A 10,781-nucleotide genomic window follows, 5' to 3' on the forward strand; every position below is an offset into this window, starting at 1 on the left:
GGTGCGCGACCAGACTCGCCCCGAGCTCGATCGCGCGGTCACCCTCGCGCGTGAGATCCGCGCTTCCGGCGCTGCGGTCACCTTGGTCGTGCACGAACACAAGCGCCTGGGCCGTGGCATCGAGCTCGCCGCCTTGGCCGAGCAGCTCAAGGCCGCCGACATCGGGCTGGAGTTCCTCACCGGGGAGCTGCAGGGCTCCCACGACCCGTCGGGGTGGTATTCACCGTGCTGGCCGCCTTGTCGGGGATGGAACGCGAATACATCCGCGACCGCACCCTCGAAAGCCACGAATCCGCCCGCGCGCGCGGCAAAACCGTCGGCGGCGCCGCCGCGGCCGATGAGGCCATGCTGTCGATGGCGCTACACCTGCGCGCGAACAACCACAGTCTGCGCGACATCGCCGCACGCCTGGTCATCACCACCGGCAAGAAGAAGGGCCGACACCCTTCCCCGGCCATCGTCATGCGGCTGCTGCGCGACCACGACCAACAGAGCGCCGCCCTCACACACGATGCTGTCGGTGGGCACGGCTAGCCTGCCGGTCGTGACGCTGCTGATTTCGCACCTGACCGATGATGAGATCGCCGTCGTCGTGGACACCTTCGCCGCAGGCGCCCCCGCCGGGGCGCACTACACCAAGTGCTGGGCGCCCGCGGGTGGGAAGTTCATCGTCGCCGGCACCGGCACCGCCGATGTCGTCGAACCGTGGCTGGCCGCGATCGCCACCGGTCCGGATCGGTCGGTTTCCGCGGTGATCGCCGAGGCGGAGTCGATGCTGCCGCAGCTGTGGCGTGAGGTGGGTGAGCAGCACGGTAAGGACCAGCTCGGCCCGACCACCGCCTGGACGTACTTCTTCAACCCCTACGGCCGGGCCACCCGGATCTCGGTGTCCTCCCGCACGAACTTCGCCCGCGAGACCGAGACGCGGGCGGGAACTCTGATCCACCCTGAGGTCCCCGTGGACGGGTTCGAATCATTCGACGGTTCCGACGCGGAGTTTCTGCTCCTGGCCCGACACGTCGCGCACTACTGCACCGAACAGCCCGAGCGCGTGGGGAATGTCGCCGTCGGCGGCCACGCGATGATGATCCGGCTTCCCCGCATCGGTGCCGCCGTGACCCGAGCGTTGGGCCCGCTGAGCTGACCACCCGCCGAGCCCGCGCGAAGCGGCCGGGATCTCAGGCAGGGCGGGGCGCGTACATGATGATCGCGACCCCGACCAGGCAGATCACCGCGCCGATCACGTCCCAGCGGTCGGGCCGGAACCCGTCGGCGACCATGCCCCACAGCAGCGATCCGGCGACGAACACCCGCCGTAGGCGGCCAGGATCCGCCCGAAGTTCGCATCCGGCTGCAAGGTGGCGACGAACCCGTAGAGGCCCAAAGCGATGACACCGGCACCGATCCAGGCCCAACCGCGGCGTTCGCGCACGCCCTGCCACACCAGCCACGCCCCGCCGATCTCGGCGACGTCGGCCAAGGCGAACAGCAGGATCGAGCGCAGCACAGTCACGAGCGCCGATCCTCAATGCCGGACTTACCCGCACCGGCCGCCGCGGTGGCGCAACCACAGCCCGGGCTCGCGCACGCCCCACAGGCCCCGTCGACCGACCCGGCGCCGCACCCGCCCCGGCACGCGCGGATCCGCGACCAGACCAGCCCGGCCGCGCCGAGCCCGATCAGGGCGAACCCGAGCGGTTGCAGCCACGACAGGCTCACCGGCACCGTCCCGCCGCCCACGATCCCGGTCGCGATCAGCATCGGCGCCAGGCAACACCCCACACACAGCGCCACCCGGCGCCGATCGAGGTCCACCAACGGCGGTTCGTCTCAGCAGCCACAACGGCCACCTTCGAAGTCGTTCGCGGCCGCACGAGCCGCGGGTGCGTTGTCGAACGGTACCGGACACGACGGGGATTGGCTGCAGGCCAGCAGGTCCTCACACCCGGCTGCCAGCGCGGCACACAGGGTGGCGCGGACCTCGGTGAGCTCGGCGAACTCGGCATCGAACTCGGCGAGCTTGGCACTCACCCGGGCCCGCAGCCCCGCATCAGCACGGCGCCGACCGCCGACACGGGTGCCTTCGAGCAGCGCCGCGACCTCCTCGAGGGTGAACCCGAGCCGCTGTGCGGCCTTGATCACCCGCAACACCGTCACCGAACCCTGCGGATACAGCCGATGCCCGCCCAGGGTGCGGCCCGGCTCGGCGAGCTGACCGCGGCGTACGTAATAGCGCAGGGTCTGGATGTTCACCCCGGCCGCGACCGCGAGCTGACTGGTCCGCAGCCCCGTCACCGGTTCGCTCCGATCCCGGCCCGGGCACGCGCGGTGAACGCGTCGAGCACCTCGACGTAGGCCGGCGGCACCCCGACGCCCATCACCAGACCGTCGGTGGCGAAGTCGAAGGTGAAGAGCGAGCAGCAGCTGCTCTCACGTCCGGCGAGCTCGCGGGCCGTCGTCTCGGCGGCCGGGTCCACGATCACCTCGAGCCGCGTCGTACCCGGACGCCGGGTGGTGCGGGCGGAGGTGGTGAAGAACTGGTCGAATTCGGCGACCCGGATCGGCTGCGCCACGGTGGGCAGGGTGCAGGCCGCCGGTACCCAAACGTCCTGACCTGGTGAAATCGTCACGCTTCAACGGTAATCCTGTACCCCGGTACAGGATGCAACCCCCGCACTGAACACGACTTCGAAAATCACTGAAGCCCATTTCGGAAACCGACAACCTCGACCGCCCGAGCCTTGTCGGGATGTCGAACAAACGTGTGGCGAATCCTGACGGCGAGCGGATTCGTTTCGCCCCCCTGCTATCCGGTGCGGTTGGCGAAGGGCCGATGGCCGTACATCGCGACGAAGTCGGCGATCATGGTCTTCTCCGTAGCGCGCGCGTCGTCGGTGGTCCGCCAGCCGACCAACAGCTCGGCGTTGTCGGCCAGCTGCCAGATCATCCGCCCGCCCCAGTGGCCCACTGGCTGGCCGGCACCATGTCGGCGGTACTCGTCGAGCCGTTTACGCAGCCCGCGTTTCCCTGATTGTCCCCCCGCGGCCTTGCCGATGTAGAGCACAGGCTCGCCTGGCACCCACGCCGCCTGGAGCTCGTTCACCGGCAACGTGGGGTCCTTGCCCTTGAACCATCCGGCAGGGCTGGCCGACAGAAAGACCGGAGTGGTCTCCGTGGGCCGGACGACTACGTACACACCGGGTTCGGCAGGCACGTCCGCGTCCGGCAATTCGGAGAGCGCACGAATCCACCGAACCCGTCCAGCGCGAAGTTCATGCTGGCAATGATCGTCTACGACAGCTTCCATACCCCCTCACACGCGGGCATTGTTCAGTGTTTGCCACCGGCATCGGCACGGCAGGCCGACCTATTGCCCGATAACGACGGTTATCGGGCAACCTCGCCTAGGATCGGGTCGAGCGAGCTGGTTCGACGCCTTCGGGCGCGGACCGTTCGTTTCCTGGTTATCGGGCAACTTCGGCGATGAGGGGTGCGGGCGCGTGCAGATCGAGTTCGAGGACCGCTTCACCGGTGTGCCGATGGAGGTCCACATCGACGACTTCCTCACCGACCTCGCCAACGCCAATCGGCCGACCAATACCATCCGCGCCTACCGCGGCGACCTGACCGGCTTCGCCGAGTACGTCGACGGCGACCTCGCCGCGATGGACGTCGCCCCGGTGCGCGCCTTCTTGGCCGGGATCACCGAGCAGGCGCCGGCGACCCGCAAGCGCGCCGCGGTGTCCGCGTTCTGCCGCTGGGCGGTCCGGCACGATCGCCTCGCGGTGAACCCGATGGACAAGGTGGACACGATCACCGTGCCGAAGCGGTTGCCGCGCCCGGCCGCGGCCGCCGATGTTGCGCGCGTGCTGGATTCGATCTGCTCGCGCCGGCCGCGCATGGACCTGCCGACCGCCGTGCTGCGCGACCGCGTGCTGTTCGAAACCGCCTACGTGTGCGGTGCCCGCGCCGAGGAGGTCTGCGGGATCCATGTCGAGGACCTCGACCTGGTCCTCGACGACGAGCACCTACGCCTGCACGGCAAGGGCGGCTCGGTGCGCACCGTGCTGCTCGACGACCGCGGCTACGTCGCGCTGCTCAAGCTCTACCTCGCGCGCACCGGTTACACCTCGGGTCCACTGTTCCGGGCGTCGATCAACGGTCGCGGCGGCCCGCTGTCGTACTCGGCCGCTCATCATCGGTGGGAGAAGTACTGCGCCGCAGCCGGTGTCGACATCGAGATCCACCAGCTGCGCCGCGCCCACGCCACCGAGCTGATCAACTCCGGGGTCTCCATCGAGGTCGTGCGCCGGCGCCTCGGGCACGCCTCCACCGAGACCACCCAGATCTACACCCTGCTCGCCGACAAGGTCGCCGACGACGAGATCCGTGCCGCACGGCGCCACACCGTCCGCCGCTAAGCGCGGCGCTGGCGCCCGACTTCCAGTACTGACCGGGTAAGGCTCTGCTGGGCCGGGACTCGACGTTCCCTGGCCCAACAGCGTCAGGGAAGAGGCGGTGGGTAGTTCGGGAAGGTGCGCAGCGGCGGGTAGTCGCCGCTGCGCATCGCCGTGTTGTAGGCCTCGCGGTCGCCACTGAAGTAGTACGACCAGGTGCCGTCGCTGAAGCGCACCGCGACCGGTCTGGCCCGCCCGGTGCTCGACGGCGATCGGCCGCCCCTCCGCGGCCGCGGCCGCGATCGTCGTCTGCCGAGCCTGTTCTCGTTGTCGGAGATCTCGCTGGAATTGGCGGGCCTCAGCTGCGGTCCGGCGGCGCTGCCGCCACTTCGGCCAGTGTTTCTTCGTCCAGGTGTGAAGGAGCTTCGCGAGCCCGATCACCGCCGCGACGTCGATCGAGACCACACCTTTCTGCCACATACTTAGATGCATGGCGCGGACCGTACGGATAGGGGGTGCAACCGCCCCGTGGGCTGAACCATCCCATCCCGATCCGCGTCTCGCTGGTGCCATAACCGCAGTGCAAATAGTGCCCAGACCTGCTGCTTCCTCGAATCACGGTGCGGCAGAGGGATCTCGGGCAACATGGTGGTGTGTGCGACAACCACCAGAAACGGTTGCCCGAAAAGTTTTCAAGATCATCGGAACCAAACCGTGGCGGCTCATGCTCTCCGCCGACCCTGACCCCGATTTCGACTTCTGGGTGTGGCCGGCGTCAGGCACGATTCCCGACACCGACCACGGCCTCACTCAACCCGTCGTGGCGGCTGTCCAAAGGGTCGCGACCAGCGAGTGCCTTCTTCGTCGTCGAATTGGATGTCGGCCTGCACCTGCACATCGGCCTCGACCCAATACGCCACCTCACCAGATTCACCTGCGGGGATGACTTCAGGGAAGTTCTCGGCCATATGCGCGGCGATCTCCGCCTGCAGCTTCGGTTTGGCCGCAGCGAGCATGGCGTTGATCGGCAGACCGCCGAACATGTTCACCGCAGCGAGCGACTGAGCAGGAATCGGGAATCCACTGAGCGCAGCGTGGTCTGTGATGGCGCCGAGCCCTCCGAGCATTGCCGGGCCCAGAATTTCCCTCATCAGTTGGTCGAGAGGCATCCGCTGCTTCGCGGGCACACACACGTCCTGAGTCCTATTGCCCTCGTCGTCGACCGAGTAGACGTCCACCGCAAGGTTGGTGATCGGCCCCTGGGTCCCGTTGTTGACCTTGACTCTCCAGAATTTCTCGCCGATCGGCATCGCTTCGACAGAGGTCGTGACTGCGTGGACGCGGCCTGCGTTGCTTCCCGACGGTCCGTTGTTGATCGTGAGGTTGGTGGTGACATCCCTGCCGGCCTGCACACCGTTGAATATGGCCGAGAGGATCGACTGCGCGGCAGTGTCAGCTACCGCGCCTGGGTAGGGTGGGGCGGCTCCGAGGCCTGGACTTTCACACCCGTGAGCTTGAAGTCTCCGCCAGCGGCCACGTCCGCCACGGACACCCCGCCAGCGCCCTGAAGATCGATGTTGGAAATCTCGACATTACCGCCAGCGGTGACGCGGTCGAGCCGGAATCCGACGGCGGCGGCTGCCTCAGGAGCGTGATCGGCTGCCGTGTTCAGCATCGTCTGCGCGGCGGCCAGGAGCTCGGCGTCGTCACCAGCTCCGGCCTTGTCGAGCTGCTTGGCCAGCAGCTGCTGGCGAAGGGGCTCCTCGGGCTCAGATTCAACCGACAGCACTTCGGCTTCGACAACCGGGTACCGGCCGAAGAGCTTCGACTTCAATCCCTGATACGCGTCCTTGGCGACCTCGCTCACGACAGCGCTAGCTCCGATAGCAACTGCTGCAGCAATCAACGAAACCGGGTCCATTCCTAACCTGCTTTCAGCTACGAGAACAGGCCACCCACCTCGGTGGCCGAGCGCCAAATCTAGCGCAGGGCACCGACTTGCCCGTATAAATCGGTCGCGGGATTGTTGCATTGGCAAACGACCCGCGACCGATCGAGTTCGCAAGTGGGACAAGGAGTCCACGGCGGTCGGTGTTTCGTGCCGCAGGCGACGATGAGGTGCCGCTGTTCATCGTGTTGATCACCGGCCGCCGCGGGCGGCTGCGACGCGGCTGCACTCAATCCCTCGGCCGAGCGTGGAGAGCGTCGCCGGTCTCAAGCTCAGCGGATGAGGTTGGTGTGGCCGACGACCGACGCCACGTCGCAGGCATCGCTGGACGTGCCCCCGAAAGTTTTTCAAGATCATCGGAACCGAATCGGGATGGCTCGCGTCGAACCCATATGTAAGCCGGAGCAGGAGGATCAGGCCACGAGGGGGAGGAAACGCACATGCACATGCACGTGCGCAAGCTGATCGTCGCCATCGCTCTGCCGCTGGCCATCGGTGCTGGGATGGTCGGATCCGCCACGGCGTCGGCACAGCCGACTGCTGCGGCGCCCGGTGTGGTCCAGGCCGATCCGATCGCCAAGTACACCGCTACGGTGAAGTGCCAGCTGGTCAAGCACGGCGGTGAAGCTCAGGGGTACATCACCGGACCGGCTCGGGCAAGACCAAGCCGGCGGCGGTCGCCGCGGCTAAGAAGGACGCGGACAAGAGCGTGCCGCAGGGTAACTACAAGCGCCACTGCAAGGAGATCTGACAGATGCCGGACGAGAAACGGTTGTGGGAGATCCGTGTGGGCGTGATCGCCTCGGAGCAGGACGCCCGCGCGGTCGCCGAGCAGATCGAGCGGTTGCTGTGCCCTGATCCGGATCACGCACCGCCATGCCCGATCCCGTGGAGCCTGGCCATCGATGACGAGGACGACATGACTCCGGACCGTCGGGAGGAATACGACGACGTGGTCGAGCAACACCGGATCGAGTCCGGCGCCGGCCAGTAGATCGGGAACCCGCATAGGCCGCTCAGCCGATGGCCGCCGAGACAGTGTCTCGGCGGCCATCGTGCTGTTGGAGCTGGTTTACGAACGGGCTCCCGAACGTCGGCACCTGGGTGTTCGGGCGCCCGCTGTCGATGTTCGAAGGCGTCTTCAGCGATGCTCGAAGTCGTATTCAGCTGACGCGCGGCCGCGTGGTGTGCCCGTGGCTGAGCTGGTGCTACACCAGGGGTTCGCCGGTGAGGTCTTCCGGCGGCTAGGTCGTGGAAGAAGACCGGCTCGCCGGGACACGCTGGCCGTCAACCTGCAGGTGTGGGCTGCTGTAGGAAAATTTCTTCCCATTGTCGGTTCGGGCGTCCAGTCGCAGGCTGGTGATGTCGCAGTGCCGTCGGGCAGGATGTTCGAGATCCCGCCCCTCGCAGGTGACGGCCCCGGTTTCACTGGTTCACGAGCGAGGAGTCATCCATGGAAGGCACGTCGGTGTCGCGGCGTAGCGCTCTGCAAGCAGCGGGTACCACCGTTCTAGCTGCCGGGATGGTTGCCGGGTCGGCGTCTGCGAAGGGCGTTCCTGGCGGGGAGTCTGCGGTCGCCTCGCGCGAGGTCAGCTTCGACCGCGAGGGCGTGAGGTTGGCGGGTCTGCTGTTCACGCCTGCCGGTTTCGAGGAGGGCGGCCGGTATCCGGCGTTGATCGTGCAGGGCTCGTTCACCTCGGTGAAGGAGCAGATGCCGCAGGCCTACGCGCGCAAGTTCGCGCAGCAGGGTTTCGTCGCGTTGGCCTTCGACTACGCCCACTACGGCGCCAGCGGCGGGCAGCCGCGCCAGTTCGAGTCCCCGGCCGAGAAACTCGCGGACCTCAAGGCCGCGGTCACCTACCTCGATGAGCAACCGTTCGTGCAGGCCGTGGGCATGGTGGGGGTGTGCACCTCGGCCAGCAACGGTGTCTACCTGGTCGCGGAAGACTCGCGGGTCAAGGCGTTCGCGACGATCGCGGGATTCCTGACCGACGCGGACACCTACACACGTACCTACGGCGAGGACGGGCTCGCCCGGCGCCGCAGCGAGGCCGCCGCCGCACGCGAGAAGTTCGAGGCGACCGGCCAGCCCACGACCCTGACCGTCTACAGCGAAACCGACGAGACCGCGGTGAACTACAACCCCACCCCGGGCGCCTACGACTACTACACCAACCCCGCCCGCGGCAACGTCGCGACCTACCGCAACGAGTTCGATGTCAGCTCCTGGGACACCTGGACCGGCCTCGATGCGCTGAGCCGGGCCCCGCAGGTCACGACCCCGACCATGGTGGTGCATTCCGACGGTTGCGCCTCGCCTGAGCAGGCCAAGCGGTTGCACGAGGCCGTGCGCGGTGAGAAGGAACTCGTCTGGGCCGACGGCAACCACTTCGACTACTACGACTCACCAGCCCAGATGGGTAACGCCGTCGCCAACGTCGCCCGCTTCTTCCACACCCACCTGGCGTAGACCCAGGAGCGTGTACGCGCCCGGCCGCACCGGATCCGGCCCCCGCGCCACGGTGGCGCGAGAATGGCTGAGGTGAGCACCAAGAACCCGCACCTCGAGGAGCTGGGCCAGTTCTTGCGGGCGCGCCGCGGCGAGCTCGATCCGACCGTGCTCGGTCTGCCCGCGCCCGAGCCCGGCACGCGCCGCGTGCCGGGGCTGCGGCGGGTGGAAGTCGCAACCCACGCCGCGATCAGCCAGGACTACTACAACCGCATCGAGCAGGGCCGCCTGGCGCCCTCGACACCGGTGCTCGACGCGTTGGCCGACACCCTGGCGTTGACCCCACTGCAGCGCACCTACCTCGAAGGTCTGGCCCGACGAGCCGATCCCCGCACCACCCCGCCGCGACGGCCAGCCCCGGCGCGGCCGCAGCTGCAGCGCCTGCTCGACCAGCTGATCCTGACCCCGGCATTCGCGGTCGGTAAATACCTCGACTACCTCGCCTGGAACCCGCTGGCCGGCGCATTGCTGCTCGACCTGGACGCGATGGCCCCGCACGAACGCAACTATGTGCGGTTGCTGTTCGCCGACCCGCGTATGAAGGATTTCTACGACGACTGGGAAACCATGGCCCGCACCGGTGTAGCGCTGCTGCGCATGCAGGCCGCCGACAACCCGCGCGATCCACGGCTGGCCGACCTGGTCGGCGAACTGTACGAGGACTACCCGCTGTTCCGGCAGTGGTGGGAAAGCCGCGAGATCGCCAGCCAGGACTTCGGCACCAAAACCATCCACCACCCCGAACTCGGGGCGTTCACCTTCGACTGGGACAGCTTCTACCCCAAAGGCGACCCCGACCAGCACATCACCGTCTGGTCACCGGCCCCCGGCTCGGCCAGCGAGAACAAACTCCGAATCCTGAGCGCTCGGCTCGGTTCCGTGCCCCCAACGGCCTGAGGGCGCGCCTCGGGTTCTTCGTGTTAACCTCGGCACAGGCCCGGAGTGTGGGCTCAGGCCATGACAGCGGCCTGGTCGTGGTCGCGCAGTAGCCGCAGGACGGTGGCCGGTGAGGGGTGCTGTCCCTTCTTCTTGCCTTTGGTAATGACCAGGCGAGCGGCGATATCGCGCAGGCTGTGGTTCTGGTCGCGCAGGTGCAAGGCCATCGACAGCATGGCCTCATCAGCCACGGCGGCGCCGCCGATCGTCTTGCCGCGGGCCCGGGCGGATTCGTGGCCTTCGAGGGTGCGGTCGCGAATGTATTCGCGTTCCATCCCTGACAGGGCGGCCAGCACCGTGAACACCACCCCGGACGGATCGTGGGAGCCCTGCAGTTCCCCGGTGAGGAATTCCAGCCCGATGTCGGCGGCCTTGAGCTGCTCGGCCAGCGCGGCGAGTTCGATGCCGCGCCCGAGGCGTTTGTGTTCGTGCACGACCAAGGTGACCGCAGCGCCGGAAGCGCGGATCTCACGGGCCAGGGCGACGGCGCGGTCGAGCTCGGGGCGGGTCTGGGCGCGGGTGGAGATCTTCTCGGAGAAGATCCGCCGGATCCCGGCCGCGCGCAGGGAATCGAGCTGGGTGTCGAGGGACTGGCGCACGGTGGAGGCGCGCGCGTAGCCGATGCGCACGTGCGCGCCCGTCTCGTCGACAGTCGCGGCCGGGCGCGGCAGCTCGGCCCACACCGAGCCGGGCTTGCGCACGGCCGGGGTCTTCACGCTGAGCGCCTTGGCGAGTGAGGGCACGAGCCGGAAGCGGGCGGTGTGGTAGCCGATGGCGACCTTGCCCTTGCCGGTGCGGCACGGCGACCCTGCCGGGGCCGCGCAACTCGACATCGGGCAGTCGTGGGCCTCCACACGGAGGAAGTCGTCGCCGCTCACCCGCACAGTGTTTCATAAACACGTTTCATCTGAGTAGATGTTTGCAACAACCTATGAAACATGGAACGTGCTGGATACCGCCTGCCGCTGCCGCTGTTTCATGGGTGATCACT

The 10,781-nt window shown here is 67.7% G+C and carries 15 protein-coding genes and 1 pseudogene; 6 read left to right on the top strand and 10 right to left on the bottom strand.

The window, feature by feature from the left end; genetic code table 11:
- Positions 1 to 202: hypothetical protein (locus AB0I35_RS32160; RefSeq protein WP_357400075.1), on the bottom strand; the 202-nt coding region annotated here is incomplete at its 3' end.
- Between the two features lie 11 nt (positions 203 to 213).
- Between AB0I35_RS32160 and AB0I35_RS32165 the strand changes: the two genes are divergently transcribed.
- The gene (locus AB0I35_RS32165; RefSeq protein ID WP_357400076.1) at positions 214 to 534 is read left to right on the top strand and encodes a hypothetical protein; all 321 of its coding nucleotides are present in this window, start codon (positions 214 to 216) and stop codon (positions 532 to 534) included.
- A gap of 10 nt (positions 535 to 544) precedes the next feature.
- Positions 545 to 1,144 carry a hypothetical protein gene (locus AB0I35_RS32170; RefSeq protein WP_357400077.1) on the top strand — a complete coding sequence of 200 codons (600 nt, stop codon included), beginning with the start codon at positions 545 to 547 and terminating at the stop codon, positions 1,142 to 1,144.
- Between the two features lie 34 nt (positions 1,145 to 1,178).
- Here AB0I35_RS32170 and AB0I35_RS32175 read toward each other — a convergent pair.
- The 5 genes and pseudogenes from AB0I35_RS32175 to AB0I35_RS32195 all read right to left on the bottom strand — a co-directional run bounded on the left by AB0I35_RS32175 (position 1,179) and on the right by AB0I35_RS32195 (position 3,214).
- Positions 1,179 to 1,513, bottom strand: a pseudogene (locus AB0I35_RS32175) (YnfA family protein).
- Entirely contained in the window at positions 1,510 to 1,761 is a 252-nt protein-coding gene (locus tag AB0I35_RS32180) for a hypothetical protein (protein ID WP_357400078.1), read from the bottom strand. The pseudogene AB0I35_RS32175 and the gene AB0I35_RS32180 overlap by 4 nt, the downstream one beginning before the upstream one ends.
- 69 nt (positions 1,762 to 1,830) lie before the next feature.
- The gene (locus tag AB0I35_RS32185; protein ID WP_357400079.1) at positions 1,831 to 2,295 is read right to left on the bottom strand and encodes a MerR family transcriptional regulator; all 465 of its coding nucleotides are present in this window, start codon (positions 2,293 to 2,295) and stop codon (positions 1,831 to 1,833) included.
- Complete coding sequence (locus tag AB0I35_RS32190) at positions 2,292 to 2,630, bottom strand: hypothetical protein (RefSeq protein WP_357400080.1); 339 nt, start codon at positions 2,628 to 2,630, stop codon at positions 2,292 to 2,294. Before AB0I35_RS32190 ends, AB0I35_RS32185 begins: the two co-directional genes overlap by 4 nt.
- A 176-nt stretch (positions 2,631 to 2,806) precedes the next feature.
- Positions 2,807 to 3,214, bottom strand: a complete 408-nt coding sequence (locus AB0I35_RS32195; RefSeq protein WP_357400081.1) for a hypothetical protein — start codon at positions 3,212 to 3,214, stop codon at positions 2,807 to 2,809.
- 286 nt (positions 3,215 to 3,500) lie between these two features.
- Between AB0I35_RS32195 and AB0I35_RS32200 the strand changes: the two genes are divergently transcribed.
- Positions 3,501 to 4,421: a tyrosine-type recombinase/integrase gene (locus AB0I35_RS32200; RefSeq protein WP_357400082.1), complete on the top strand. Its 921-nt coding sequence runs from the start codon at positions 3,501 to 3,503 to the stop codon at positions 4,419 to 4,421.
- Positions 4,422 to 4,504: 83 nt separating this feature from the next.
- On the opposite strand, the gene AB0I35_RS32205 is transcribed toward AB0I35_RS32200, so the two are convergent.
- From AB0I35_RS32205 to AB0I35_RS32215, 3 genes are all read right to left on the bottom strand, one after another.
- On the bottom strand, positions 4,505 to 4,633 hold the full coding sequence (locus tag AB0I35_RS32205) for a hypothetical protein (protein ID WP_357400083.1): 129 nt from the start codon (positions 4,631 to 4,633) through the stop codon (positions 4,505 to 4,507).
- Between the two features lie 570 nt (positions 4,634 to 5,203).
- The gene (locus tag AB0I35_RS32210; RefSeq protein ID WP_357400084.1) at positions 5,204 to 5,809 is read right to left on the bottom strand and encodes a hypothetical protein; all 606 of its coding nucleotides are present in this window, start codon (positions 5,807 to 5,809) and stop codon (positions 5,204 to 5,206) included.
- Between the two features lie 44 nt (positions 5,810 to 5,853).
- Positions 5,854 to 6,264, bottom strand: coding sequence for a hypothetical protein (locus AB0I35_RS32215; protein ID WP_357400085.1), 411 nt, complete (start codon positions 6,262 to 6,264; stop codon positions 5,854 to 5,856).
- An 835-nt stretch (positions 6,265 to 7,099) separates the two neighbouring features.
- On the opposite strand from AB0I35_RS32215, the gene AB0I35_RS32220 reads away from it, so the two are divergent.
- The 3 genes from AB0I35_RS32220 (at position 7,100) to AB0I35_RS32230 (ending at position 9,751) form a co-directional block, all read left to right on the top strand.
- Positions 7,100 to 7,339: a hypothetical protein gene (locus tag AB0I35_RS32220; protein ID WP_357400086.1), complete on the top strand. Its 240-nt coding sequence runs from the start codon at positions 7,100 to 7,102 to the stop codon at positions 7,337 to 7,339.
- A 459-nt stretch (positions 7,340 to 7,798) separates the two neighbouring features.
- Positions 7,799 to 8,815, top strand: a complete 1,017-nt coding sequence (locus tag AB0I35_RS32225) for an alpha/beta hydrolase (RefSeq protein ID WP_357400087.1) — start codon at positions 7,799 to 7,801, stop codon at positions 8,813 to 8,815.
- 72 nt (positions 8,816 to 8,887) lie between these two features.
- Positions 8,888 to 9,751, top strand: coding sequence for a helix-turn-helix transcriptional regulator (locus AB0I35_RS32230; protein WP_357400088.1), 864 nt, complete (start codon positions 8,888 to 8,890; stop codon positions 9,749 to 9,751).
- Positions 9,752 to 9,804: 53 nt separating this feature from the next.
- Here the strand turns inward: AB0I35_RS32230 and AB0I35_RS32235 are convergent, their stop codons facing one another.
- Positions 9,805 to 10,668 carry a recombinase family protein gene (locus AB0I35_RS32235; protein WP_357400089.1) on the bottom strand — a complete coding sequence of 288 codons (864 nt, stop codon included), beginning with the start codon at positions 10,666 to 10,668 and terminating at the stop codon, positions 9,805 to 9,807.
- Positions 10,669 to 10,781 lie beyond the last annotated feature (113 nt).

The sequence above is a fragment of the Nocardia sp. NPDC050378 genome, assembly GCF_040655675.1.
GTDB lineage: Bacteria > Actinomycetota > Actinomycetes > Mycobacteriales > Mycobacteriaceae > Nocardia > Nocardia coubleae.